The sequence below is a fragment of the Simplicispira metamorpha genome (assembly GCF_004341365.1).
In the GTDB taxonomy this organism is placed as follows: domain Bacteria; phylum Pseudomonadota; class Gammaproteobacteria; order Burkholderiales; family Burkholderiaceae_C; genus Simplicispira; species Simplicispira metamorpha.
Genome location: NZ_SLXH01000019.1, coordinates 13,708 through 39,433 on the forward strand (window position 1 = coordinate 13,708; position 25,726 = coordinate 39,433).

At 65.9% G+C, this 25,726-nt stretch carries 23 protein-coding genes; 12 read left to right on the forward strand and 11 right to left on the reverse strand.

Annotated elements, in window-relative coordinates; genetic code table 11:
• Nucleotides 1–8: 8 nt before the first annotated feature.
• The 5 genes from EV674_RS11025 (at nucleotide 9) to EV674_RS11045 (ending at nucleotide 5,849) form a co-directional block, all read left to right on the forward strand.
• Nucleotides 9–446: a DUF2147 domain-containing protein gene (locus tag EV674_RS11025; protein ID WP_119012698.1), complete on the forward strand. Its 438-nt coding sequence runs from the start codon at nucleotides 9–11 to the stop codon at nucleotides 444–446.
• A gap of 73 nt (nucleotides 447–519) precedes the next feature.
• Nucleotides 520–2,940, forward strand: coding sequence for a 3-hydroxyacyl-CoA dehydrogenase/enoyl-CoA hydratase family protein (locus EV674_RS11030; RefSeq protein ID WP_119012697.1), 2,421 nt, complete (start codon nucleotides 520–522; stop codon nucleotides 2,938–2,940).
• A 24-nt stretch (nucleotides 2,941–2,964) separates the two neighbouring features.
• The gene (locus EV674_RS11035) at nucleotides 2,965–4,161 is read left to right on the forward strand and encodes an acetyl-CoA C-acyltransferase (RefSeq protein WP_119012696.1); all 1,197 of its coding nucleotides are present in this window, start codon (nucleotides 2,965–2,967) and stop codon (nucleotides 4,159–4,161) included.
• An 81-nt stretch (nucleotides 4,162–4,242) separates the two neighbouring features.
• Nucleotides 4,243–5,067, forward strand: a complete 825-nt coding sequence (locus EV674_RS11040) for an acyl-CoA thioesterase (protein WP_193552676.1) — start codon at nucleotides 4,243–4,245, stop codon at nucleotides 5,065–5,067.
• Between the two features lie 5 nt (nucleotides 5,068–5,072).
• Nucleotides 5,073–5,849, forward strand: coding sequence for an enoyl-CoA hydratase (locus tag EV674_RS11045; RefSeq protein WP_119012695.1), 777 nt, complete (start codon nucleotides 5,073–5,075; stop codon nucleotides 5,847–5,849).
• A 338-nt stretch (nucleotides 5,850–6,187) separates the two neighbouring features.
• Here the strand turns inward: EV674_RS11045 and EV674_RS11050 are convergent, their stop codons facing one another.
• From EV674_RS11050 to EV674_RS11065, 4 genes are read right to left on the reverse strand one after another with little or no spacing between them, the layout of a single operon-like run.
• Nucleotides 6,188–6,997: a ChbG/HpnK family deacetylase gene (locus EV674_RS11050; protein WP_119012694.1), complete on the reverse strand. Its 810-nt coding sequence runs from the start codon at nucleotides 6,995–6,997 to the stop codon at nucleotides 6,188–6,190.
• Nucleotides 6,994–7,401 carry a GtrA family protein gene (locus tag EV674_RS11055; protein WP_241524900.1) on the reverse strand — a complete coding sequence of 136 codons (408 nt, stop codon included), beginning with the start codon at nucleotides 7,399–7,401 and terminating at the stop codon, nucleotides 6,994–6,996. Before EV674_RS11055 ends, EV674_RS11050 begins: the two co-directional genes overlap by 4 nt.
• A gap of 8 nt (nucleotides 7,402–7,409) precedes the next feature.
• Nucleotides 7,410–8,489 carry a glycosyltransferase family 2 protein gene (locus tag EV674_RS11060; protein WP_119012692.1) on the reverse strand — a complete coding sequence of 360 codons (1,080 nt, stop codon included), beginning with the start codon at nucleotides 8,487–8,489 and terminating at the stop codon, nucleotides 7,410–7,412.
• Complete coding sequence (locus EV674_RS11065) at nucleotides 8,486–10,117, reverse strand: glycosyltransferase family 39 protein (protein ID WP_241524899.1); 1,632 nt, start codon at nucleotides 10,115–10,117, stop codon at nucleotides 8,486–8,488. Before EV674_RS11065 ends, EV674_RS11060 begins: the two co-directional genes overlap by 4 nt.
• An 88-nt stretch (nucleotides 10,118–10,205) precedes the next feature.
• Between EV674_RS11065 and EV674_RS11070 the strand changes: the two genes are divergently transcribed.
• Entirely contained in the window at nucleotides 10,206–10,688 is a 483-nt protein-coding gene (locus EV674_RS11070) for a thioesterase family protein (RefSeq protein WP_119012690.1), read from the forward strand.
• 177 nt (nucleotides 10,689–10,865) lie between these two features.
• Nucleotides 10,866–11,387 (forward strand): bactofilin family protein, encoded by a 522-nt coding sequence (locus tag EV674_RS11075; protein ID WP_119012689.1) that lies wholly within the window; start codon nucleotides 10,866–10,868, stop codon nucleotides 11,385–11,387.
• A gap of 41 nt (nucleotides 11,388–11,428) precedes the next feature.
• Here the strand turns inward: EV674_RS11075 and EV674_RS11080 are convergent, their stop codons facing one another.
• Nucleotides 11,429–11,854: an acyl-CoA thioesterase gene (locus tag EV674_RS11080; RefSeq protein ID WP_119012688.1), complete on the reverse strand. Its 426-nt coding sequence runs from the start codon at nucleotides 11,852–11,854 to the stop codon at nucleotides 11,429–11,431.
• A 40-nt stretch (nucleotides 11,855–11,894) separates the two neighbouring features.
• Here EV674_RS11080 and EV674_RS11085 point away from each other — a divergent pair, with 40 nt between their 5' ends.
• Nucleotides 11,895–13,712 (forward strand): ABCB family ABC transporter ATP-binding protein/permease, encoded by a 1,818-nt coding sequence (locus tag EV674_RS11085; protein ID WP_119012687.1) that lies wholly within the window; start codon nucleotides 11,895–11,897, stop codon nucleotides 13,710–13,712.
• A gap of 219 nt (nucleotides 13,713–13,931) precedes the next feature.
• Nucleotides 13,932–14,624 (forward strand): DUF3334 family protein, encoded by a 693-nt coding sequence (locus tag EV674_RS11090; protein ID WP_119012686.1) that lies wholly within the window; start codon nucleotides 13,932–13,934, stop codon nucleotides 14,622–14,624.
• Here the strand turns inward: EV674_RS11090 and EV674_RS11095 are convergent.
• The 3 genes from EV674_RS11095 to EV674_RS11105 are packed head-to-tail and all read right to left on the reverse strand — an operon-like array spanning nucleotide 14,605 to nucleotide 17,928.
• Nucleotides 14,605–15,843 (reverse strand): aspartate aminotransferase family protein, encoded by a 1,239-nt coding sequence (locus EV674_RS11095; RefSeq protein ID WP_119012685.1) that lies wholly within the window; start codon nucleotides 15,841–15,843, stop codon nucleotides 14,605–14,607. The genes EV674_RS11090 and EV674_RS11095 overlap by 20 nt on opposite strands.
• 10 nt (nucleotides 15,844–15,853) lie before the next feature.
• The gene (locus EV674_RS11100; RefSeq protein WP_119012684.1) at nucleotides 15,854–16,690 is read right to left on the reverse strand and encodes a YggS family pyridoxal phosphate-dependent enzyme; all 837 of its coding nucleotides are present in this window, start codon (nucleotides 16,688–16,690) and stop codon (nucleotides 15,854–15,856) included.
• Complete coding sequence (locus tag EV674_RS11105) at nucleotides 16,687–17,928, reverse strand: benzoate/H(+) symporter BenE family transporter (protein ID WP_119012683.1); 1,242 nt, start codon at nucleotides 17,926–17,928, stop codon at nucleotides 16,687–16,689. The genes EV674_RS11100 and EV674_RS11105 overlap by 4 nt, the downstream gene beginning before the upstream one ends.
• Before the next feature lie 218 nt (nucleotides 17,929–18,146).
• Here EV674_RS11105 and pdxR point away from each other — a divergent pair, with 218 nt between their 5' ends.
• The gene (gene pdxR, locus EV674_RS11110; protein ID WP_119012682.1) at nucleotides 18,147–19,643 is read left to right on the forward strand and encodes a MocR-like pyridoxine biosynthesis transcription factor PdxR; all 1,497 of its coding nucleotides are present in this window, start codon (nucleotides 18,147–18,149) and stop codon (nucleotides 19,641–19,643) included.
• Nucleotides 19,644–19,717: 74 nt separating this feature from the next.
• Here pdxR and EV674_RS11115 read toward each other — a convergent pair whose 3' ends face one another.
• The 3 genes from EV674_RS11115 to EV674_RS11125 all read right to left on the reverse strand — a co-directional run bounded on the left by EV674_RS11115 (nucleotide 19,718) and on the right by EV674_RS11125 (nucleotide 22,679).
• Nucleotides 19,718–20,755, reverse strand: coding sequence for a DctP family TRAP transporter solute-binding subunit (locus EV674_RS11115; protein WP_119012681.1), 1,038 nt, complete (start codon nucleotides 20,753–20,755; stop codon nucleotides 19,718–19,720).
• A 77-nt stretch (nucleotides 20,756–20,832) separates the two neighbouring features.
• Nucleotides 20,833–22,131 (reverse strand): TRAP transporter large permease, encoded by a 1,299-nt coding sequence (locus EV674_RS11120; RefSeq protein WP_119012680.1) that lies wholly within the window; start codon nucleotides 22,129–22,131, stop codon nucleotides 20,833–20,835.
• A complete protein-coding gene (locus tag EV674_RS11125; RefSeq protein WP_119012679.1) occupies nucleotides 22,128–22,679 on the reverse strand; it encodes a TRAP transporter small permease in 552 nt (183 codons plus the stop codon). The genes EV674_RS11120 and EV674_RS11125 overlap by 4 nt, the downstream gene beginning before the upstream one ends.
• A 190-nt stretch (nucleotides 22,680–22,869) precedes the next feature.
• Between EV674_RS11125 and EV674_RS11130 the strand changes: the two genes are divergently transcribed.
• Nucleotides 22,870–23,820, forward strand: a complete 951-nt coding sequence (locus EV674_RS11130; protein ID WP_119012678.1) for a LysR substrate-binding domain-containing protein — start codon at nucleotides 22,870–22,872, stop codon at nucleotides 23,818–23,820.
• Nucleotides 23,821–24,053: 233 nt separating this feature from the next.
• Nucleotides 24,054–25,682 carry a peptide chain release factor 3 gene (locus tag EV674_RS11135; RefSeq protein ID WP_119012677.1) on the forward strand — a complete coding sequence of 543 codons (1,629 nt, stop codon included), beginning with the start codon at nucleotides 24,054–24,056 and terminating at the stop codon, nucleotides 25,680–25,682.
• Nucleotides 25,683–25,726 lie beyond the last annotated feature (44 nt).

Genomic DNA, 25,726 nt, shown 5'->3' on the forward strand with positions numbered 1-25,726 from the left:
GAGAGCCCATGCGACAAGCGCTAGCAGCTATTATTTTTGTAGCTATTTCCGCCCCCGCCTGGGCCCAGATGACCCCCGAAGGGCTGTGGCGCAACATCGACGACAAGAGCGGCGAGGCCAAGGCCGAGATCCGCATCCAGGGCAACAGCGCTGGCGTGCTGACGGGCGTGCTGGAAAAGCGCCTGGCCAAAGACGCCAAGCCCGACGACCTGTGCAAAGAGTGCAGCGACGAGCGCAAGAACCAGCCGATCTTGGGCCTGGAAATCATCCGGGGCGCGCAAAAGGCAGAGGGCAAAGACGTGTGGGAGGGCGGCAAGATTCTCGACCCCGAGAACGGCCGCAACTACACCCTGCGCCTGACGCCCATCGAGGGCGGCAAAAAGCTCGAAGTGCGCGGCTCCCTGGGCCCGTTTGGCCGCACGCAAACCTGGGTGCGCGTGCAGTAAATCCGTTTTACGCGCCGGGCGGGCCGCTGCTGGCTTGCTATGTGCCCGGCGCACTTTTTTTGGAGTATTTCCAATGACCCGATTCCAAGTGAAAAAAGTCGCCGTCCTCGGCGCTGGCGTGATGGGTGCGCAAATTGCCGCGCACCTGGTCAACGTCAAGGTGCCCGTGGTGCTGTTCGATCTGCCGGCCAAGGAAGGCGCCAAGAACGGCATCGTCACCCGCGCCATCGACAACCTGAAAAAGCTCAAGCCCGCGCCGCTGGGCGTGGCCCAGGATGCGGCGCTGATTGGCCAGGCCAACTACGAAGAGCACCTGGAACAGCTGCGCGGCTGCGACCTCATCATCGAGGCCATTGCCGAGCGCATGGACTGGAAGCTCGACTTGTACGCCAAGATTGCCCCGTTTGTGGCGCCGCACGCCATCGTGGCCAGCAACACCTCGGGCCTGTCGATCACCAAGCTTTCGGCAGCGCTGCCCGAGAGCATCCAGCCGCGTTTTTGCGGCATCCACTTCTTCAACCCACCGCGCTACATGCACCTGGTGGAGCTGATCGACACGCCCACCACCGCGCCCCAGGTGCTGGACCAGCTCGAAGCCTTTGTCACCAGCGGCCTGGGCAAAGGCGTGGTACGCGCGCACGACACGCCCAACTTCATTGCCAACCGCGTGGGCATCGCCGGGATGCTCTCGACCATGCAAGAGGTGGACAACTTTGGCCTCACCTACGACGTGGTGGATGACCTGACGGGTAAAAAACTGGGCCGCGCCAGCAGCGGCACCTTCCGCACCGCCGACGTGGTGGGGCTGGACACCATGGCCCACGTCATCAAGACGCTGCAAGACAACCTGGACGAGAAAACCGACCCCTTCTACGCCAGCTTTGGCACCCCCGCCGTGGTGCAAAAGCTGCTGGCGCTGGGCCACCTGGGGCAAAAAACCAAGGCCGGTTTTTACAAAAAGGTGGGGCGCGATGTGCTGCGCTTTGACCTGGCCAGCGAGGACTACGTGCCCGCAGGCCAGAAGGCCGACGAGGTCTATGCCCGCATGCTGAAAAAGCCCGCCGCCGAGCGCCTGCGCCTGCTGCGCAATGCCGAAGGGCCACAGGGCCAGTTTCTGTGGGCCATTTTGCGCAACAGCTTTCACTACGCCGCCCTGCACCTGGGCACGATTGCCGACAACGCCCGCGATGTCGATCAGGCCATGCGCTGGGGCTTTGGCATGGCGCAAGGCCCGTTCGAGCTGTGGCAAGACGCAGGCTGGCTGGACGTGGCCCGCATGGTGCAAGAGGACATTGACGCGGGCAAGGCCCTGTGCCGTGCGCCCCTGCCCGACTGGGTGTTCAATGGCCCGGTGGCGCAGGCCGGTGGCGTACACACCGCCGAGGGCTCGTGGAGCGCATCTGCTCAGAAATTCATAGCGCGTCGCGCGCTCCCCGTCTATGTCCGACAGCATTTTCCTGAAAAATTGCTGGGCGAATCCCTGCCCGACTTCAAAACCGCAGGCCACACGCTGCACGAGGACGACGCCATCCGCCTGTGGACGCTGGATGCGGGCGAAGCGGCCAGCGGCAACGGCGTGCTGATTGCCAGCATCAAGACCAAGATGCACGCCCTCAGCCCCGACGTGTGCGAGGGGCTGGTGCAGGCCGTGGAGATGGCTGAAAAAGACTACGCCGGCATGGTGATCTGGTCGGGCGACGAGCCCTTCAGCGCTGGGGCCGACCTGCAAGCCATGCTGCCCGCCTTCATGGTGGCGGGCGTCAGTGCCATCGAGGGCGCCGAGGCACAAATGCAAGACACCATGCTGCGCCTGCGCTACGCCAACGTGCCGGTGGTGTCGGCCATCCGGGGGCTGGCGCTGGGCGGCGGCTGCGAGCTGGCCGTGCATTGCGCGCGCCGCGTGGCGCACATGGAGAGCTACATCGGCCTGGTCGAAGTGGGCGTGGGCTTGGTGCCCGGCGCGGGCGGCCTGACCTACATTGCCCGGCGCGCCGCCGAAAACGCGGCCACCTCCACCGGCAAAGACCTGCTGCCCTTTTTGACCGAAGGCTTCACCGCCGCCGCCATGGCCAAGGTGGGCATGAGCGCGCTCGAATCGCGCCAGCTGGGCTACCTGCTCGACAGCGATGTGATCGTGCCGCACAAGGACGAGCTGCTCTACGTGGCCATCAACGAAGCCCGGGCGCTGGCCCACGGCGGCTGGCGCGCACCGCACCAGCGCCTGTTCCCGGTGGCAGGGCGCAGTGGCCGCGCCACCATCCTGGGCTCGCTGGTGAACATGCGCGACGGCGGCTTCATCAGCGCGCACGACTTCCACATTGCCAGCCTGATTGCCGACGTGCTCTGCGGCGGCGATGTCGATGCGGGCACGCTGGTCAGCGAGCAATACCTGATGGCGCTGGAGCGCAAGGCGTTTTGCGCACTCATCGTTCACCCCAAGACGCAAGAGCGCATTCTGGGCATGCTCTCCACCGGCAAGCCCGTGCGTAACTGAATCTGCCAGCAAGGAATCACTGTGATGAAACAAGTTCAAGACGCTTACATCGTTGCCGCCACGCGCACCCCCATCGGGCGTTCGCACCGGGGTTTTTTCCGCAATATGCGCCCCGACGATTTGCTGGCCACCACGCTCAAGGCCGCGCTGGCCGCAGCGCCCGGGCTGGACCCGGCGGCCATCGAAGACATCATCTGCGGCTGCGCCATCCCCGAAGCCCAGCAGGGCCTGAACGTGGCGCGCATTGGCGCCGTGCTGGCGGGCCTGCCCACCAGCGTGGGCGGTATCACCGTGAACCGCTTTTGCGCCTCGGGCCTGTCGGCGGTGCAGATGGCCGCCGACCGCATCCGTGTCGGTGAGGCCGAGGTAATGATTGCCGCTGGTGTCGAAAGCATGAGCATGGTGCCCATGATGGGCAACGCGCCCAGCCTCTCGCCCAGCATCTTTGAGCGCGACGGTGATGTGGGCATTGCCTACGGCATGGGCCTGACCGCAGAAAAAGTGGCCCAGCAGTGGCAAGTGAGCCGCCAGGCGCAGGATGAATTTGCCCTGCAATCGCACCGCAAAGCCCTGGCCGCGCAGCAAGCGGGCTACTTTGCCGATGAAATCACCCCCATCGAAGTGACCGACCGCACGGCCAACCTGGAGACGGGCGAAACCATCGCCACCACCCGCTCGGTGGACATGGACGAAGGCGCCCGCGCCGACACCACGCTGGAGGGCCTGGCCAAGCTGCGCACGGTGTTTGCCGCGCGCGGCAGCGTGACGGCAGGCAACAGCAGCCAGACCAGCGATGGCGCCGGTGCGCTGATTTTGGCCAGCGGCGCCGCCGTGCAGCGCTTTGGCCTGACGCCGCTGGCGCGCTTTGTGTCCTATGCCGCCCGGGGGGTGCCGCCGCACATCATGGGCATTGGCCCCATCGAGGCCATCCCGGCCGCGCTGCGCTACGCCGGTTTGAACCAGAACGACATCGACTGGTTTGAGTTGAACGAGGCTTTTGCCGCCCAATCGCTGGCCGTCATGGGCCAGCTCGGGCTGGACCCGGCCAAGGTCAACCCCATGGGCGGCGCCATTGCCCTGGGCCACCCGCTGGGCGCCACGGGTGCCATCCGCTCGGCCACGGTGGTGCATGCGCTGCGCCGCAACAAGCTCAAGTACGGCATGGTGACCATGTGCGTGGGCATGGGCCAGGGCGCAGCGGGTATTTTCGAGGCGCTGTAAGCCGCGCCGCGCAACCGTTTGGCGTCTGCGCCGTCACCGCCAAGACGACAGCGCGGCCCATTTCGCGGCACACTGCTGACCATGACTTCATTACATCCCCTGGACAAGGCGCTTGCGCTGGAGTCCGTAACCCCCGGGCAGTACCGAGGCCACACCAGCCCCGGTTACTGGAACATGGTCGGCCCCTATGGCGGTGCGACGGCCGCCACGGCGTTGCGCGCCGTGCTGCTGCACCCGCAGCTGCTGGGCGAGCCGCTGTCGCTCACGGTCAACTTTGCCGCCGCCCTTACCGCAGGGCCCTTTACCGTGCAGGCCGAGCCGGTGCGCACCAACCGCTCTACGCAGCACTGGAGCGTCTCCATCCTGCAAACCGATGCCCAAGACCAGCCGGTGGTCACCACCACGGCCACGGCGGTCACGGCGGTGCGCCGCGATACCTGGAGCCTGGGCGATGCGCCCATGCCCGCTGTGCCTCCACCCGCGCAGTGCCCGCGCATAGCCCTGCGCACGGGCGTGGAGTGGCTCAATCGCTACGAAATGCGCCCCGTCACCGGCACCCTGCCCGAGCAGTGGGACGGCCAGGGCGACAGCAGCCTGAGCCAGCTCTGGATGCGCGACGAGCCCACCCGCACCCTGGACTTTTGCGCCCTGGCCGCGTTGGCCGATGTGTTCTTCCCCCGGGTGTGGCTGCGCCGTGCGGTGCGCGTGCCAGCGGGCACGGTATCGCTGACGGTGTATTTCCACGCCAACAGCGCCGAGCTGGCCGCCACCGGCAGTGGCTACCTGCTGGGCCAGGCGCGCGGCCAGGAGTTTCGCAACGGCTTTTTCGACCAGGCCGCGCAGCTATGGAACGAAGCCGGTGCCATGCTGGCCACCAGCCACCAAATTGTCTATTTCAAAGAGTGAGCCCCATGAACGTATCCCCCCAAGACATCCTGACCCACACCGAAGCCGGTGTGACCACCATCACCTTCAACCGGGTGGACAAGAAAAACTCCCTCACCGCCGCCATGTACGCCACCTTGGCCGACGCGCTGGACGCTGCCGCCCACGATGCCGCCGTGCGTGTGGTGGTGTTCCAGGGCGATGTGGCCATCTTCAGCGCGGGCAACGACATTGGCGACTTTTTGCAGCAGCCGCCCTCCACGCAGGATGCGCCGGTGTTCCGCTTTTTGCGCACCATCGCCACCTTTCCCAAGCCGGTGGTGGCAGCGGTGTGCGGCCCGGCCGTGGGCATTGGCACCACCATGCTGTTCCATTGCGATCTGGTCTATGCGGGCGACAACGCCGCGTTTTCCATGCCCTTCGTGAACCTGGGCCTGTGCCCTGAGGCCGCGTCGAGCCTGCTGGTGCCGCAGATGCTGGGCTACCACCGCGCAGCCGAGGCGCTTTTGCTGGGCGAGCCTTTCATGGCCGAGGCCGCGCTGGAAGTGGGCCTGGTCAACCGCGTGGTGCCGCCCACCGAGTGCAACGCCATTGCCCAGGCGCAAGCGCGCAAGCTGGCGGCCAAGCCGCTGTCGGCGCTGATCGAAACCAAGCGCCTGCTCAAACACGGCCAGAGCGCCGCGGTGCTGGAGCGCATCAACGAAGAAGGCGCCAGCTTTGGCCGCATGCTGCGCGAACCCGCCGCCCGCGAAGCCTTCAGCGCCTTCATGGAAAAGAGAAGACCCGATTTCAGCGGCTGCTGAAATTGGGGCCCTTCGCAGGAGGTGCGCCGCGAAGCGGGGCACGGCGCTTTCGCTAAAAGTGCAAACCTGATTTCAGCGGCTGCTGACATCGGGCTCCTGCGCAGGAGGGCGCCCCGGGCAGTGGGGCGCTGCACCTTTCCCTAGAACATCAAAATTGATAGCTGCTAGCGCTTACTGGTCGGGCGTTTGAAGCCAATTTGACCAAAAATTCTTGCCCTGCGGCCCGGTAGGCCATCCCTGCCGATCGGAGGGGACAGCGGGTTTGCCCGGTTTTCACGCCAGATTGATAGTCAAAAGTGCCTCCGGCGCCCGCATAGTCAGCGCAAGCAGCTCTTATTTCAGGAGCGAATCTGTGGGGGCACAGCCTGCGGCCCGGTGGCCAGCTGCACGCCCAGGCGCTGTAGCAGCTCGGCAAAAGCGGGTGATGCCAGGTAGGCGTATTCGGTGGTGCGTGCGTTGGCGATGGCGTCGCCGGGCACGCTGGCGTTGGCGGGGTGGCACATGAGCAGGGCGCCGTCCTGCGCGTCGTGCAGCCACTGCGCCATGCGCGCGCCGTAGGCGGTGGGCGTGGGCGCATCGAAGTTATAGACCCCGGCAAAGCTGCGGTGGTGGCGCAGGCGCTCGCGCGCCAGCGCGCGCCGCAGGCTCCAGCCGCCCAGCAGGGCCAGCAGCGTGGCCTTGTTGGCGCCCCATTGGGCGGGCACGGTGTTGCGCACCCAGGGCGCCTGCGTGCCGTAGCGCTGGTGCAGCACGTGCAGCAGGGCCGCGCGCGCGCCGGGCAGCTGGTGGATGTGCTGGTGGCCGTCGATGAAGTCGGGCGGCGTGCCCGCGTGCTGCTCGAAGGCATCGAGCTGGCGGTGCAGGCTCTCTGCCATGGCTGCCGGGCGCAGTTGCCCGCTGTAGGCGCGGGCCAGCACCTGCACCAGGCGGGGCGCGGCCTGGCCGTGGCCTTCGGTCAGGTTCCAGTGCAGGCCCACTTGCAGCGCGGGGCGCAGCGGGGCCAGCAGCTGCGCCGCTTGTGGCCAGCGCGGTGCGGTGGTCATGCAGCTGGTGGCGCTCAGGCGCGCAGCCTGCGCCAGGGCGACCACGGCGGCATCCACGGCGGGGTGCAGCGCAAAGTCGTCGGCGCACAGGGTGATGTGCTTCATGGTGCGGGCCGGGCAAAGGCCCAGAGTTTGCTGCTGACAAAGGTGCCCACGGCCACGGCCAGCAGCACGGCCAGCAGGCTCAGCAGATAGTGCCAGGGCAGCCAGCGCAGGGCGGCCAGGTAGAGCAGCTCGTTGATGGCAAACGCGCTGCACGCCACCACAAAAAAGCGCGGCAAGGCCTGGCGGTGCCGGGCACCGCTGCCTGCAAACGTGAGCAGCGCATGGCCGCCGTAGCTGACCCAGAAAGCGACCAGAAACGCCACCCCATTGGCCCACAGCGGCGCCCACTGCGCACCCTGCACCAGCGCCCAGACCACCAGCAGGTGCGTGGCGGCGGCGCTGCCGCCCACCAGCACAAAGCGCAGTGCCTGCGGCAGTTGCTGCACCCGGGTCAGGGCGGACATCGTGGGGGTCATGCGGTGCCCGGGTCGGTGTGGGTGCCCGTGCCGACGTTGGCGTTCGCGGGCGCTGCCGTTGCGGGCGCTGGTGCAGCCCCCGCCCCTGCCTCGCGCGCCAGCGGGCTGTGGTCTTCGTCCTGCGCCAGCAGGTACACGGGGCGCTGCTTCACTTCTTCGTAAATGCGGCCTATGTATTCGCCCAGGATGCCTATCGACAGCAGCTGCACGCCAGAAAACAGCATCACGCTGGCCGCCAGGGTGGGCCAGCCGCCCACGGGGTTGCCAAACAGCAGCGTCTCCAGGGTGATCCACAGCCCGTAGCAGATGGCCAGCACCGAGATGCAGGCGCCCGCCACGCTCCAAAAGCGCAGCGGCAGCGTGGTGAACGAGGTCAGCCCCAACAGCGCCAGCGCGCCCAGGCGGCGCAGGCTGAAGCTCGATTGCCCGCTGAAGCGCTCGGCGGGCACAAAGGGCAGGGCCACGGTCTGGAACCCCACCCAGGCGTACAGCCCTTTCATGAAGCGGTTGCGCTCGGGCAGGGCCTTGAGCGCCTGCACCACTTTGCGGTCCATCAGCCGGAAATCCCCAGCGTTGCGCGGGATGCGGATGTTGGAGCCAAAGTTCATCAGCCGGTAGAACACGTCGGTGCCCAGGCGCTTGGCGCTGCTCTCGCCCGCGCGGTCGGCAATCACGCCATACACCATGTCGTAGCCCGAACGCCAGAGTTCGACCATGCGCGCCACCAGCTCCAGCGGGTGCTGAAAATCCGCATCGATCAGCAGCACGGCGTTGCCGCGCGCGTGGTCCACCCCGGCGGACAGGGCCGCCTCTTTGCCAAAGTTGCGCGAGAACTCCAGGTAGCGCACGCCCAGCGTGGCGGCGTGGGCCAGGGCCACGTCGCGGGTGGCATCGCGGCTGCCGTCGTTGATGACCAGGATCTCAAAATCGGGCGTCAGCGCCTGGGCGGTGGCGTGCAGTGCGTGCAGAAACTCGGCCAGGTGGCCCGCCTCGTTGTAGGCGGGCACCACGCAGCTCAGGCGCAGCGGTGGTCGTGCGTGTACGGGTGCGGTGGGGGGGGGCAGGGGTGTCGTCATGGCAGGCGGGGCGGGGGTGGCGTGGCCGGCAAGGCGTCAAAGACGGCGTACACAAAGGTCTGGGGGCGGGGGAAGCGCCAGCCCTGGCGCTGCACGGCGATCAGGTGCGGCGCTGCGCTCTGGCCGCGCTGCGCCAGCCACTGCTGTGCGGTGTCTTCACACGCGGCGTCGGGGGCGGGGGCGCTGCCGGTGGTGCTGTAGGGGCCGCGCGGGCACAGCAGGATGCCCGCCTGCTGCTCCCAACCCGCGTGGGGGTTGAACAGGGCGGGGTAGGTATCGGGCAGGCCGGGCAGGGTGCGGGCGTGGGGCAGGGCGTAAAAGGCCAACAGGGCGTTTTCTGCCCAGGCACCGCCGACCCAGCCCAGCGCGGTGCCGGGGTGGCGCCGGGCCCAGTCATCGGCAATGGCCTGTGCGGCTTCAAAGCTGGGCCGGTAGTAGCCGCTGTGGCCCGAGCGGGCGTGCGACCAGGCCAGTGCCAGGCCCGCCAGCGCAATCGCCCCCAACACCGGCCAGAACGCCCGGTGCAGCGCCGCCAGCGCGCGCGCCGTGGCACCGGGCACGGCTGCTTGCAGGTTGCGCAGCCACAGCAGCGAAAAAGCAAACCCGATCGGAATGGCCCAGGGCGTGGACAGCTCGGCCACCCCCGCCACGCCAAAGCCCAGTGTCAGCGCCCAGGGCGTGAAGGCCAGCCAGAACAGGGTGTCGGCCCAGCCGGTGGGGCGCCAGCTTTGCCAGGCCAGGTGCAGCCACGTGCGCGCCCAGTGGCTTGCATCGGGCTGGGTTTTGCGCTGCCAGTAGCTGAACACGCCTACGCAGGCCAGCCAGCCGGGCAGCCAGTAAAACAGCGGAGCCAGGGCAAAGCGCAGCACATAGCCCCATTGGGTGGCTCCGCTGCCCTGGTCCATGGCGTAGCCCAGCGTGATCCAGCCGTGCCCGGCAATCCAGGCGATGTGCGGTGCCAGCGCAGCAGCAAACACGGCCAGCGCCAGGTAGGGTCGCGGCGATGCCAGCCACTGCCGCCCCGCCGCTGTGAGCAGCGTGGGCAACAGGAAACCAGCCAAAAACACCCCGCTGTAGTACTTGCTCAACATGCTGGCCGCCGCCAGCAGGCCCAGCGCCACACTGCACGCAGCCCCGCGCCAGCGCTGCTCTTGCCAACTGGCCAGCAGCATGGCCGCCGTCCAGGGCCACAGCGACAGCAACTGGCTGTTTGCATTGAACTTGGCAGCCAGGTTGGCGTAAGGCAGGCTCCACAGCAGCAGCAGTGCCGCCGTAGGGGCCAGCGCGCCCAGGCCCAGCCGCCGGGCCAGGTGCAGCACGCCGCACAGCCCCACAGCCACGTTGGTATAGGACAGCAGACGGTAGGCCCAATCGGTCTGGGGGAACACGGCAAACCAGGCGCCTACCACCCAGGCAAAGAACGGCGGGTGCTTGTGCGTGCCCCAGTCCCACGCCTGGGCCCAGGCGTAGTTTTCCAGCATGTCGTGGTAGCCATCCAGATTGCCTTGGGCTAACCACTGGAGTAGTGCCCAGACCAGGCACGAGGCCCCTATCACCACGGCCACACGTGTCGGCGCCAGAAGGGAGCGGGAGGGGGCACCGGGTGCGGCAAGGGCGGAGGTGTTCAAGGGCGGGTGGGGCAAGAAAAAAAGGTCAAGAATTGTAGGTGTTGGGCTGTGCGTGGGCGGTACGCCGCAGTGCGTCACAATCAGACACATGACGAAAAACGCAAAACTTCCCCTGGAGTTCGAGCCAGAGTTTATCGAGGGCCTCAAAGAAATTTTTGAGGAAAAAATTGTGTTCAACCAGGTGCTGGGCCTGAAGATCACCACTTTGCGGCCCCAGCAGGTGGTGGCGCGCATCGACATGAAACCCGATCTGGTCGGCCACTATGCCTACAACCGCGTGCACGGCGGCGTCATCAGTGCCGGGCTGGATGCCACAGGCGCCATGGCCGTGATGGCGGCCATTGGCGCGCGCCACATGGACGAGCCCCCCGCCCAGCGCCTGCACCGCTTTGCCAAGCTGGGCACCATTGATTTGCGTGTGGACTACCTGCGCCCTGGTATCGGCAGCCATTTCGAGCTGCGCGCTGAGGTGCTGCGCCTGGGCTCGCGCGTGGCCAGCACGCGCATGGAGTTCCTGGGCCCTGACGGGCAGCTCATGTCGGCAGGCTCGGCGGCTTACATCGTTTCTTGAGGGCGCTGATGCGCTCTGGCCGCGGCCACGCGGGCTGCTGCGCAGTCCGCTGCTGTGCGCTGCTGCAAGGCTTGCAAGTGGATGCAACGGCTGAACCGTTTGCTTACCAGTCTTGCGTAACGCACCGGGTTTTTGCGCGCTGCCCCTCCTAGGATGGCCTTTTTTCAAGGAGATCCGATGGCTGTGCAGAATCCTTTCTTTGGCAAGCGTGAACCCGAAACCCCCCAGCCCCGCCACACCACGGTGATGCCGGGCAGCCTGGGCAGTGCTGTCACCAGTGCCTCTGCGGTGTCCAGTGCCGTGGCCAACGCCAGCGCACCCAGCGTGGGCAGCAAGCTCACCGTGGGCCCCAAGATCAAGCTCAAGGGCGTAGAAATCACCGACTGCGACACCCTGGTGGTAGAGGGAACGGTAGAGGCCACCATGAACTCGCGCGTGATCCAGATTGCCGAGCAGGGCGCTTTTCGCGGCAGCGCTGAAATCGACATCGCTGAAATCCGTGGCGAGTTCAGCGGCACGCTCACGGTGCGCGAGAAACTGCTGATCTTTGGCACCGGCAAAGTCAGCGGCAAGATCCGCTACGGCAAGCTGGTGATTGAAGAGGGCGGGCAGTTGTCCGGAGAAATCGATGTGGGCGTGGGCGCCGGCCAGCGCCCGGCAGCCAGCGTGCGTGCAGAGCCCTTGCCACTGGTGGCCTGAATCTGCCCCACCGGCGCGCCGCCACCCTGGGGGCGGTGCGTTCAGTGGGCGCAGTCCGGGGGGCGGGGCACCGGGCACGGTTTGCCCTCGTCATCAATGGCCACAAAGGTCAGCATGGCCTCCGTGACCTTGATGTAGCGGCCCTGCTCAGACATGCGCTCGGCGTAGGCTTCCACCGCCACCGTGATCGACGTGTTGCCGATGCGCGTGACGTGCGAGAAGAACGACAGCAAATCGCCCACACGCACGGGGTGTTTGAAGATGATCTCGTTGACTGCCACGGTGGCCATGCGGCCCTGGATGTAGCGCGCGGGCAGCACGGCGCCTGCCAAGTCCAGTTGCGCCATCACCCAGCCGCCAAAAATATCGCCGTTGGCGTTGCAATCGCCGGGCAGGGGAATGACCTTGAGTACCAGCTCGTGGTGGCTGGGCAAAGCAGGGGCGGGCAGAAGATGCAGGTCGGGCATGGGCACAATCTCGGTACAACAACCCTCGGAATTGTCCCCCATGCGCCACCACGGCGAGTCCTCTGCCCCCGTTTCCCCTCAAAACTCCGCGCAACCGCGCTCCGACTGGACCACCCTCTCGCGCCTGCTGCCCTATTTGTGGCAGTACAAGTGGCGCGTCGTCGTGGCCATCGTCTTCATGGTGGGCGCCAAGGTGACCAACGTGGGCGTGCCCGTGCTGCTGAAAAACCTGGTCGATGCCATGGACGTCAAGCCGGGCGACCCGGCCATCGTGTTGGTCGTGCCCGTGGGCCTGTTGCTGGCCTATGGCCTGCTGCGCCTGTCGACCTCGCTGTTCACCGAGTTGCGCGAGTTGGTGTTCTCCAAGGCCACACAGGGCGCGGCGCGCTCCATTGCGCTGCAAACCTTTGAGCACCTGCACGCGCTCTCCCTGCGCTTTCATCTGGAGCGCCAGACCGGTGGCATGACGCGCGACATCGAGCGCGGCGTGCGCGGCATCGAATCCTTGATCTCGTTCACGCTGTTCAACATCGGTGCCACGCTGATCGAAGTGGCCATGGTGCTGACGGTGCTGGCGGTCAAGTTCGACGCCTGGTTTGCCTGGATCACGCTGGCGGCGCTGGCGTTTTACATCACTTTCACGGTGGTGCTGACCGAGTGGCGCACGCAGTTTCGCCGCCAGGCCAACGAGTTTGATTCGGCCGCGCACAGCAAGGCGGTGGACTCGCTGCTGAACTACGAAACCGTCAAATACTTCAACAACGAAGCCTTTGAAGCGGGCCGCTACGACGAGAGCTTGCAGCGCCTGCGCACGGCGCGGCTGAAGGCGCAGAGCACGCTCTCGCTGCTCAACACCGGCCAGCAGCTCATCATCGCCATCGGCCTGGTGGCCATGCTGTGGCGCGCCACGCAGGGCGTGGTCGATGGCCGCATGACGCTGGGCGACCTGGTCATGGTCAACGCCTTCATGATCCAGCTCTACATTCCGCTGAACTTCCTGGGCGTGATCTACCGCGAGATCAAGCAAAGCCTGACCGACCTGGACAAGATGTTCACGCTGATGGACAAAGAGCGCGAGGTGGCCGATGCGCCCGGCGCGCAGCCGCTCACTGGCCTGGAACGCGCCGATGTGCGTTTTGAGAACGTCGAATTTGCCTACGACCCGGCGCGGCCCATTCTGAAAGGCATCAGCTTTGACATTCCCGCCGGTAAAACCGTGGCCGTGGTCGGGCCGTCGGGCTCGGGCAAATCGACGCTGGCGCGGCTGCTGTTTCGCTTCTATGACATCCAGCAGGGCCGCATCACCATTGCCGGGCAGGAGATTCGCAGCGTGACGCAGGCCAGCGTGCGCCGGGCGATTGGCATCGTGCCGCAGGACACCGTGCTGTTCAACGACACCGTGGCCTACAACATCGCCTATGGCCGCACGGGCGCCACGCAGGCCGAGATCGAGGCCGCCGCCCGCGCCGCACGCATCCACGACTTCATCGCCGCCACGCCCAAGGGCTACGCAACACAAGTGGGCGAGCGCGGCCTGAAGCTCTCGGGTGGCGAAAAGCAGCGCGTGGCCATCGCCCGCACGCTCTTGAAAAACCCGCCCATCCTGATTTTTGACGAGGCCACCAGCGCCCTCGATTCAGCCAACGAGCGCGCCATCCAGGCCGAGCTGCACAGCGCCGCGCAGAACAAAACCACGCTGCTGATTGCACACCGCCTGTCCACGGTGGTGGAGGCGCACCAGATTCTGGTGATGGACGCGGGCTGCATCATCGAGCGCGGCACCCACGCCGAGCTGCTGGCGCGCGGCGGCCGCTACGCCAGCATGTGGGCCTTGCAGCAAAGCGGCGAGGTGGCCTGAAGTAGGCATGGAGCGGGCATGGTGCGGCTGCGCGCTCCTGAAAACGTAGCTGCTTGCGCACACTGCGCAAGGTTTTGAGGCATAAAACAAGCGCAATTTCATGCGGGATGTGCGCTTGCAGCTCCTGAATCAGGAGCGACTGGCGGGCTTTTATGGAGCAGCCGCGCGCCTGTGTTATACAAAACACCACCCTATTCACAGCGTAACCACACCCGCAATATGAGCACGCAAAAAAATCCCGTCGTCTATGGCACCGAAGACCTGCTGGTCAGCCTGTGCAACTCGGTCACCCGGGTGCTGAACGTGGCCACCCAGACCCAGATCAGCTACTCGGGCATGGTGCAGCGCATCAGCAAAACCTGTCTCAAGCCCGATATTGGCTGCTTCGTGCTGTTTGACGGCGGCTTTTCCGGGCTGGTGATCATCAACTTCTCGGGCGCGGCGGCCATGGAGATTTACGAGAGCTACATGCTCAACATGGGCATGTCCAAAAGCGACCTGGCCAGCTCGTTCACCTCGGACGAGGTCAGCAACGTGATGGGCGAGCTGATGAACCAGGTGGTGGGCGACTTCACCGGCAAGGTGCGCCGCGAGCTGCAAACGCACATCACGCAAAACCAGCCCAAGATGCTGGCGCTGAACAAGGAAGTGCTGCTCAGTGTGGATGCCAACCTGGACCAGCCCGAGGCGCGGCGCGTTACTTTCTACACCGGTGCCAACCATATCTTCTACCTGGAACTGGCTATTGACCGCACCGAGTTCATCAAGCTCTACGACTTCGAGCCCCAAGACGTGCCGAACCCCGATGAGCTGATCGCCCAGGCACACGGCGCCGGGGCGGCTGCACCCGCCCCCGCAGCCGCACAGCCCCTGAGTGAGACCGACGAGCTGCTCAAGTCGCTGGGGATGTGATGCGGCCCCTGCGGGCGTGTTCGCCGTGCGCTGGCAGTGCGGTGGGGGCGTTCAGCAGGCGCGCCACACGCGCCACGATGTCGTCGATTTGAGCCCCATCGCAGATGAGCGGTGGCAGCAAGCGGATGGTGGTGTCCCGCGTCACCGTGATGAGCAGGCGCTGTTGCGCCAGCGCACGCCCGAGCAGCGCTTTGGCGTCTGATTCCAGTTCGATGCCTACCATCAGGCCCAGGCCCCGGATGGCCACGACGCGCGGGTGGTCGCGCAGCGCATGTTGCAAGCCAGCCAGCAGCCGGTGGCCCAGCTGGGCAGCGCGCTCGGGGATGTTGTCGCGTTCCATCACGTCCACCACCGTGCAACCGATCCGGCAAGCCAGCGGATTGCCGCCGAAGGTGCAGCCGTGGTGGCCGGGGGAGAACAGTTGTGCCGCCTGGCCCCGTGCCAGGCAGGCGCCTATCGGAAAGCCATTGCCCAGCGCTTTGGCCAGGGTGATGACATCGGGCGCAATGCCCGCGTGCTGGTAGCCAAACCAGGTGCCGGTGCGGCCCATGCCGGTTTGCACTTCATCGACCATCAGCAGCCAGCCTTGCTCGTCGCACAGGGCCCGCAGCGCGCGCAGGTACTCGGGGCTGGCAGGGCGCACACCGCCTTCGCCTTGCACCGGCTCGACCAGCACGGCCACGATGCCGGGCACCTGTGCCGCAGCCTGGCGCACTGCGCCGATGTCGTTGTAGGGCACGCGCACAAAGCCCGGCATCAAGGGCTCGAACCCGCGGTGCGCTGCCGGGTTGCCGGTGGCCGCCAGCGTCGCGATGGTGCGGCCATGAAAGCTGTTGTCCATCACCAGCACCTGCGGCTGGACCACCTGTTTGCGCTGGCCGTGCAGGCGCGCCAGCTTGAGCGCTGTCTCGTTGGCCTCGGCCCCCGAGTTGCAGAAGAACGCACGCTGCATGCCCGACAGCCCGCACAGTCGCTCTCCCAGGCGCTCTTGCCAGTCGATCTGAAACAGGTTGGAGGTATGCAGCAGCAGCCCCGCCTGCTCGGTAATGGCGGCGGTGATCTCGGGGTGCGCATGGCCCAGGCTGGTCACGGCAACGCCCGCGATGGCGTCCAGGTATTCGGTGCCTTGTGTATCCCACAGGCGGGCACCGCTGCCGCGACAGAAAGACACGGGCTGGCGGGCATAGGCCTGCATCAAATGTGAAGTGGTGTTTGGCATGGAGGTGTTCTCAATTCTGGTGTGCTGGTTCTGCTGGTTCGTTGGGCCAGTAATGGCTGTCTGGCAAGGCGCGCGCGCCAAAAATGGCCTGGCCGACGCGCACCACGGTGGCGCCTTCTTCAATGGCGATCTCAAAGTCGCCCGACATGCCCATGGACAGCCCATCCAGGCACAGCCCTGCCGGGGCGCTGGCGCGAAGCTGGTCGCGCAGTGTGCGCAGCCCGATAAAGCATTGGCGCACCCGCGCTGTCTCGGGCGACAGCAGCGCCAGCGTCATCAGCCCGCGCACGCGCAAGGCGGGAAAGGCGGGCAAGGCCTGCAAAAAAGCCGCTACGTCCTGTGGTGGCAGGCCGTATTTGCTGGCCTCGCCGGAGGTGTTGACCTGCACGAACACGTCCAGCACACGCCCCTGTGCGCGCAAGTGCTGGTCCAGCACCTGGGCCAGGCGCAAGCTGTCCAGCGCCTGAAATTCGGTGGCAAAACGCGCCACCAGCTTGGCCTTGTTGGTTTGCAGGTGGCCGATGACCGACCAGCGCACATCTGCCAGATCGGCCATCGCTTGCCATTTGCGGTGGGCTTCCTGCACCTTGTTTTCTCCCCACTGGCGGCAGCCCGCTGCGTAGGAGAGGCGAATGCGTGCTTCGTCCATGGTTTTGCTCACCGGCAGCAGGCGCACGCTGGCGGGGTCGCGCCCCACGCGCTGGCAGGCCGCAGTGATGCGCGCCTGCACAGCGGCCAGGTTGCGCTGCAAGTCCTCCAGCGTGCTGGCCTGGGGGTAGTGGCTGCGCCCGATGTGCGAACCGGGCGCTGTCCCGGTGGCATCGGCGTCGGAGGTGGATGGCGTCATTTGGCCACCGCCTTGCTGCCAAGGGGGTCGGGTGCAGAGCGCGATGGGTTGCGTGACCACTGGCCATGGAGCACCGCGTAAGCCACCAGCCCGATCACCAGCCCCCAGAACGCCCCGCCAATGCCCCACAGCTTGATGTTGGCGGCAGCGGCCAGGAAAGTGATCAGCCCTGCTTCACGGGTTCGGGGGTCGGCCATTGCGCTGGCCAGGCTGGTGCCAATGGTGCCCAGCAAGGCCAGCCCTGCCAGCGTGGTGATGAAGCTGGCCGGAAACGCCATGAAAACCGCCGCCAACGTGACCCCGAACACCCCCACGAGGATGTAGAAAACACCCGCCGCAATGCCTGCCACCCAGCGCTTGGAGGGGTCTTCGTGCGCTTCCTTGCCCGTACAGATGGCCGCCGTGATGGCCGCGATGTTGAAGGCGTGCGAGCCAAACGGTGCCATCAGCAACGAGCCCAGCCCGGTGAGGGTGACGATGGGGTTGGCGCTGGTCTTGAACCCGTCGTTGCGCAGCACCAGCATGCCGGGCATGTACTGGCCCGTCAGCGTGATCAGAAACAGCGGCAGCGCCACGCTCAGCAAGGCATTGAGCGAGAACACCGGCAGGGTGAGCACGGGCGCAGCCAACTGCCATTGCAGGCCCGACAGGTCCACGCGCTCTTGTGCCAGCAGGAGCGCCAGCCCCAGCACCAGAATGCCCACCACGGCGTAGCGTGCGCAAAAGCGCTTGAGCACGACATAGGCCACGATCAGCACGCTGCTCAACAGCGGATCGATGCTCACGCTGCCAAAGGCGCCAATGCCGAACTGCAACAAGATGCCCGCCAGCAGCCCGGCCGCCACGCCTGGCGGAATCAGGCGGATAAGTTTCTCGAAATAGCCTGACAAGCCCAGCAGCACAAAGGCCGCGCCAGAGACCAGGTAGGCACCCACCGCCTCGGCATACGGCGTGGTGGCCAGCGCCGTGACCAGGAACGCTGCCGCAGGCGTGGACCAGGCCGTGATGATCGGCTCGCGGGCCATGGCACTGAGCAATAGGCCCGTCACCCCCACGCCAATCGAAATTGACCAGACCCACGAGGCCGTCAGCTCCGGGCTCAGGCCCGCCACCTTGGCCGCCTGAAAGACCAGAATGAAGGTGCCGCCGTAGTTGACGATGACCGAAATCAAGCCCGCCACCACCGGGTGGGCAAGATCGCGCAGTTGAATGGGTGGTGGTGTGCTGGAAAACGACATGGCCTGGGGGCTCCCTCTGAAGTGCGAAATCGCGGGTATCAAAAGTGGTTTTATACCGTTGCAGTGGACTGTTCTTCTATGTCAATTTTGCAATGGTGTACAGACCACTTTGCTCAAAACCAGAGGCTGGCGCTGCCCATGAATACGGTGCAAAGTCCAGGTGCGGCCATAAAATGGACTGCTGTTATTGGCCAATTTGCAGAAAAAAAGCAGACCACATGAAAAGCGTTTTTGAGCTGGAGACACTGAGAATGCGGCTCAGCGATGCCGACCTGCAGCCCCTGGACTTGCACCAGCGCATTCAGCGTGCCCTGCGCGCCCTGATACTGGATGGGGCCCTGGGGCCGGGTGTCAAACTGCCTGCCACGCGCGCGCTGGCCCAGTCGCTGGGTGTGGCCCGCGACACCGTGGAGAACGCCTATGTGCAGCTCCAGCGCGATGGTTTCGTCGTCCGGCGCAAAGGCTCTGGCAGCTACGTGCCCGAGACCATGGGCACCGAGCTGCGCGGCGCCGAGCGGCGGCGCCTGAGGTTTCGCTCTCCCGCCCGCAGCACCCCGCAGGCCGGTGCTGGTCTGAGCCGGCGGGGCCGGATGGTGCTTGACAGCGGCGGGGTGGCCGATCAACAGGTGATCCAGGCCTTTGCCACGGGCCTGCCCGAAACCCGCACCTTTCCCGTACAGGTTTGGGAGCGTTTGCAGCGCCAGGTGTTGAAAGACCACCGCACCCAGGTGCTGCTGCATGGCGACCCGCAAGGCGCCAGGCCCTTGCGCGAGGCCATTGCCGCCTACCTCAACCTGGAGCGGGGCGCCCAGGTGTCGGCGGAACAGATTCTGGTGCTCAGCAGCACCCGGCAGGCCTTGTTTCTGTGTGCGCAGTTGCTGGTGGACGCGGGCAAACCAATTTTGTTGGAGAACCCCGGCTACTTCGGCGCCAAAAAAGCATTTGAATCCGCCGAGGCCAAGGTCGTGCCGGTGGACGTGGATGCCCAAGGCATACGCACTGACCTGTTGCGCGCCGACCGCAGTGGCGCCAGTTGCGTCTATGTGACACCTTCGCACCAATACCCCACGGGGGCCACCTTGTCGCTGGAGCGGCGGCTCGACTTGATTCACTGGGCGGCTGACAACGGCAAGTGGATCCTCGAAGACGACTACGACAGCGAGTTCCACTACGACGGTCTGCCTACCGCGTGTGTGCAAGGCCTGGACAAGTACCAAAGAACGCTCTACATCGGCACCTTCGGCAAAACGCTCTACCCTGGGCTGCGCATGGGGTACATGGCGCTTCCGCTGGAGCTGGTGCGCGCATTCACCCATGCGCGCAGCATCCTGGATGGCCATACGCCCCAGGCCGTGCAGTTGACCTTGGCACGTTTCATGGAAGACGGGCACTACAACGCCCATGTCAGGGCCATGCGCAAGCTTTATGCGGGCCGGCGCGATTACATGCTCGATGCCATCGAGCGGCATCTGGGCGCCGTGGTGGCGCCGCTGCGGCCAGCGGGCGGTATGCAGATACCGTGCTTTCTGAAGCCAGGCTGGTCTGAGGAGGCCACCATTCGGCAGGCGGCGGCGGCGGGCGTGCAGTTGCCCGGCTTGAGCCGGCTCTATCTGGGGCCGCAGAAGCAGTATGGCTGGTTGCTGGGCTATGCCTGCCTGACGGAGCAGGCCATTGAAACGGCCATGCTGCGCCTGGCCCAGGCCCTCAGACAGTAGGCGAAAAAAAGCCGCCCAGCCTGGGCTGAGCGGCATGGCCGCAGCGCGGCGCCCGGTAGCAGGGCCTTGGCGGCTTACTGCTTGCGCGCAGCGATGGACTTTTCAGCCAGGTCCACCAGGTCGGCGCCGATCTGGCCCTTCCACTTGTCCACCACGGGGCGGGTGGCCTTGACGAAGGCGTCGCGCTCGGCGGCGGTGAGCTGGGTCACGGTCACGCCGTGGCTGGCAATTTCCTTGAGCAGCGGCTTGTCGGCCTCAACCACGCCTTTGCGGGCGATGGCGATCTGCTCTTTGCCCGCGTCGATGGCTGCTTGCTTGACGATTTCGCGGTCGGCGGGTGTCCAGCTGTTCCAGATGTCCTTGTTGACCACGAACACCAGCGGGTCGTTCATGTAGCCCCACAGCGTCAGGTGCTTTTGCGCCACGGTGTAGAGCTTGGCGGCCATGAACACCGACAGCGGGTTTTCCTGCCCATCGACGGCGCCGCTGGCCATGGCGGGCTGGGCATCGGCCCAGCTCATTTGCGTGGGGTTGGCGCCCAGGGCGGTGAACGTGTCGAGGAACAGCGGCGAGCCGACCACGCGGATCTTCATGCCCTTGAGGTCAGCGGGGCTCTTGATGGGCTTTTTGGAGTTGGAGATTTCGCGGTAGCCGTTCTCGCCCCAGGCCAGCGGCATGACACCGGCTTTGTCCAGCGTCTGGAACAGGCGCTTGCCCACTTCGCCCTGCGTGAGCGCATCGGTGGCGGCGTAGTCGGGCATCAAAAACGGCAGCGAGAACAGGTTCAGCTGCTTCACCTGGGGCGACCAGTTGATGGTCGAGCCAATGGCCATGTCGATCACGCCCTGGCGCAGCGCGGAGAACTCGCGCGTCTGGTCGCCCTGGATCAGCGAGACGCCGGGGTAGAGCTTGATGTTGATGCGGCCCTGGGTGCGTTCGCGCACCTTGTTGGCCCACAGCTCACCGCCCTTGCCCCAGGGAAAGGCCGTGCCCAGCACCAGCGACATGCGGTACTCGCTCTTGTACGCGGTCTGCGCGATGGCCGCAGGCGCGGTAAAGGCCAGGGCGGCCGCAGCGGCCACGGCGGTGGTCAGGAAAGTACGCAGTTTCATGGGTTCTCCTTGCTATGAAAAAAGTAGCTAGTAGCGCTTATCTGGCGGGCCTTGAAGCCCATTTTTATTCAATATTCTCAATAACCGAGACGGGCAGGCAGCCACAGCGCCAGGGGCGGGAAGGCAATCACCAGCACCATCACCAGGAACATGGCCAGCAGCATGGGCCCGACCCAGCGCACGGTGGACTCCATGCGCACCCCGGCAATGCGGCACGACACCATCAGGTTCACGGCCAGCGGCGGTGTGAACTGGCCCAGCGCCACCTTGAGCGTAAGGATGACGCCAAACCACACCGGGTCCCAGCGGTAGTGCTCCATGATGGGCAGCAGCAGCGGCACGAAGATCAAAAAGATGGAGATGCCGTCCAAAAACATGCCCACCGTGACCAGCAGCAAGATGAGCAGCGCCAGCACGCCGTATTCGCCCAGCCCCGAGTTGACGATGGCTTTGGCCACCGGGTCGATCACGCCCAGCGTGGACAGCGAGAAGGCAAAAATCCCGGCCAGCGACACCACAATCAAAATCACCGCCGACAGCTCGCCCGACTCGCGCAGGATGGTGAACAAATCGCGCACGGCAATGGTGCGGTGGATGACCATGCCCACAAACAGGCCGTAGAACACGGCGACCACGGCAGCCTCGGTGGGCGTGAACCAGCCCGCGCGCATGCCGCCCAGAATCAGCACCGGCGCGGCCAGGCCCCAGGCCGCTTCGCGCAGGCTGCGCCAGAACGGCGGGCGCGGCATGGACGCTTCGAGCGCCCCCATCTTGTGCTTGCGCGCCATCCACACGGCCGGAACGATGAGCGCAATGCCCGCCAGAATGCCCGGAATCATCCCGGCGGCAAACAGCGCTGGCACCGAGGCGCCTGGCACCAGCACCGAGTAAATGATGAACGCCACCGAGGGCGGAATCAGGATGTCGGTGGCGGCGGCGGCGCCCACCACGCTGGCCGAGAAACTGCCCGGATACCCCGCGCGGTGCATGGCGGCAATCATCACGCCGCCCACGGCAGCGGCGTTGGCCGGCCCCGAGCCCGAGATGCCGCCCAAAAACATGGCCACGGCAATGGCCACCAGCGGCAACATGCCGGGGCCACGCCCGACGATGGCGACGGCAAAGTTCACCAGCCGCAGCGCCACGCCCGAGCGGTCAAAAATCGAGCCCACCAGCACAAACATCGGAATGGCCAGCAGCGGGTATTTGCCCAGACCGGCGTAAAAGTTCTGCGGCACGGCCAGCAGGCCGAACCACTGCGCATCCTGGTTGGCCAGCGCAATCGCGGCAGCACCCGCCAGACCCAGCGCCGCGCCAATGGGCACGCCCACCAGCATCATCAGCAAAAAGGCAACAAACAAGAGCGTAGCGATCATGGCTGGCGCTCCAGAAAGTCCACGTCGGACTGTTTGCCGCGCCGGATGAACAGGCCCAGGGCGCGCCAGGTGATCAGTGCCGACAGCACCGGCAGCCACACCGAGTACCACCACTGCGGCACGCCAATGCCGGGCGAGGTTTCTTCAAAACGGTAGTCGTCCCAGACCACGCGCACACTGAGCACGGCAATGGTGGCAAACAGCAGCGCCACCATCAGCGCGCCAAAACGGGCCAGCGCACGCCGGCGTGCGCCCGAGCCGCTGTCAGAAAAGAACTCGATGCGGATGTGGCGGTCGCGCGCCACAGCCGCCGAGCCCGCCACCAGCGCCAGCACGATCATCAGGAACACCGAGATTTCTTCTGTCCAGGCAAGGGAGCTGTCGGTGAAGTAGCGTGCCAGCACGTTGGCAAAGGTGATCAAGGCCAGCGCTGCCATCACGAGCACGGTGAGCCAGTCTTCAATGCGCAGCGAGCGCGGCTCATCGCTGGCGGGCAGGGTGGGTTCGGGGTTGGCAGCGCAAGGCCCGGGTTCTGGGGAGGGGGGCATGGGAGAGAAGCGTCAGGGGCAGGGCGACAGGAGGGTGCCAAAGCGGCAGGCCGTTTGCTACGCGCTGGCGTGGTACGCCATGGGGTCAGCAGGGTTGCGCTGTGAACGCGGGCGCCATTATGCGTTCTGCTCTGGCAGGCGTTGCGCGCCGCAGCCCGGGCGGCCCCTTGCCAGCGCCGATAATGCACGCATGGAAACCAAGTGGCTTGAGGACTTTGTCAGTCTGGCGGAAACGCGCAGTTTTAGCCGTTCGGCGCAGCTGCGCCACGTCACGCAACCGGCGTTCTCGCGCCGCATCCAGGCCCTGGAGGCCTGGGCGGGCACCGATCTGGTGGACCGCAGCTCGTACCCCACGCGCCTGACGCCAGCGGGCAAAACGCTGTACGACCAGGCGCTGGAGACTTTGCAGGCGCTGCAAAACACCCGCGCCACGCTGCGCGCCCACGGCACGTCCAGCCAGGACATGATCGAGTTTGCCGTGCCGCACACGCTGGCCTTCACCTTCTTTCCGGCCTGGGTGTCGAGCCTGCGCGAGCAGTTCGGCCCTTTCAAGAGCCGGTTGATTGCGCTCAACGTGCATGACGCGGTGATGCGCCTGGTCGAAGGCAGTTGCGACCTGCTCATCACCTACCACCACGCCTCGCAGCCCTTTCAGCTCGATGCCAACCGCTACGAGATGGTGGTGCTGGGCCAGGAAGTGCTGGCGCCCTACGCCAAGGCCGATGCCCAGGGCCAGCCCCTGTACCCGCTGCCCGGGCGTGCCGGGCAGCCGCTGCCCTACCTGGGCTATGCGCCCGGGGCCTACCTGGGCCGCGTCACCGAGCTGATCCTCAAGCAGTCGAGCACGCCCATCCACCTCGACCGCGTTTATGAAACCGACATGGCCGAGGGCCTCAAGGCGATGGCGCTGGAAGGCCACGGCATTGCCTTTCTGCCCTACAGCGCCGTCAAAAAAGAGCTGCGCGCACGTACCTTGACCCGCGCCGCCCCGCCCGAACTGCACGGCCTGGAGATGGCCATGGATGTGCGCGTGTACCGCGAAAAACCCACCGGCAAAGAGCCTGCCAAAGGCACGGCCCAGGCCATGTGGACGTTTTTGCAAGAGCACAGCGTCGCCGGTGCCAGCGCCTTGCTGCCGTGACGGCAGACGCCGTCGTTTACAGCCAAATCAGCCTCCAGCCCTTGCGCAGAGCGCGCAAGCAGCTATCAAAAAAAGAGTAAATCCGGGGCGGCGCGCGCTGGCAGCGCCCCCCGCTGGCGCTGGCCCTCGCCCGGTAAAATCCGCGCTTTGCCCCGCTTGCCCGCCGTGCCCCGCACCGGCCTGCAATGCACCTCCCGCCGGTTGCGCACCGGCCCACTTTCTGGAATTCCCCCGTGTCCTACGCCCCCGAAACCCGGCGCCGCCGCACCTTTGCCATCATTTCCCACCCTGACGCCGGTAAAACCACGCTGACGGAAAAACTGCTGCTGTTCTCGGGCGCCATCCAGATTGCGGGCGCCGTCAAGGGCCGCAAAGCCAGCCGCCACGCCACCTCCGACTGGATGGAAATCGAAAAGCAGCGCGGCATCTCGGTGGCCAGCTCGGTCATGCAGATGCTCTACCGCGAGCACGTCATCAACCTGCTCGACACCCCCGGCCACAAAGACTTCTCGGAAGACACCTACCGCGTGCTCACGGCGGTGGATTCGGCCCTGATGGTGATCGACGCGGCCAACGGCGTGGAAGCGCAAACGCGCCGCCTGATCGAGGTCTGCCGCCAGCGCGACACGCCCATCATCACTTTCGTCAACAAGATGGACCGCGAGGTGCGCGACCCGCTGGACATCCTCGACGAAGTCGAGCGCGAACTGGGCATGCCCTGCTGCCCCATCACCTGGCCGGTGGGCCAGGGCAAATCGTTCGGCGGCATCATCAACCTGCGCACGCAGACCATGACGGTGTTCACCCCCGGCAGCGACCGGGGCCCCAAAGACTTTGAAGTGGTGCCGCTGGCCGAGGCCGAGCGCCTGCGCGCACGCTTTGGCCAGGCGTTTGACGATGCGCTGGAGAGCATGGAGCTGGCCCAAGGCGCCTCGGCCCCCTGGAACCATGCGGATTTTCTGGCGGGCAAGCTCACGCCGGTGTTCTTTGGCTCGGGCGTGAACAACTTCGGGGTGATGGAGGTGCTGGACGCGGTGGTCGATATGTCGCCCCCGCCCGGCCCGCGCAAAAGCTCGCTTGTCGTCAACAAGCAGACCATCGAAAAAACCGTGCAGCCCGAAGACGAAGGCTTTGCCGGCGTGGTGTTCAAGGTGCAGGCCAACATGGACGCCAACCACCGCGACCGCATCGCCTTTGTGCGCGTGGCCAGTGGCAAATACACCCCGGGCATGAAGCTCAAGGTGCAGCGCACCGCCAAAGAGCTGCGTCCCACCAGCGTCGTCACCTTCATGAGCCAGCGCCGCGAGGCCGTGGAAGAAGCCTACGCGGGTGACATCATCGGCTTTACCACGCACGGCGGCGTGCAGCTGGGCGACACTATCACCGACGGCGCGGCGCTGCAATTTACCGGCCTGCCGTTCTTTGCCCCCGAGATGTTCATGACCGTGGTGCTGAAAAACCCGCTGCGCACCAAGCAATTGCAGCAGGGCCTGGCGCAACTGGGCGAAGAGGGGGCCATCCAGGTCTTCAAACCCGATGCGGGCGGCAACATGCTGCTGGGCGCTGTGGGCCAGCTGCAGTTTGAAGTGGTGCAGCACCGCCTCAAGACCGAATATGACGCCGACATCCGCCTCGAAGGCTGCCAGTACACCGGCGCCCGCTGGATCACCGCCGACACCCCCGCCGACCTGCGCGCCTTCACCGACGCCTACCCCCTGCGCTTGGCCCACGACGCCGCCAACACGCTGGCCTATTTGTGTACCAGCCCCTACGACGTACGCTTGGCGCAAGAAAGATTCCCCAAAATCCACTTCCACCCGCTGCGCGAGCACGCGGGGCTGGCGTTGCAGTCGGCGGGGTGACGCCGCCCGGCACCATGACCACGAGAGCACGGCGACCAGGAGCG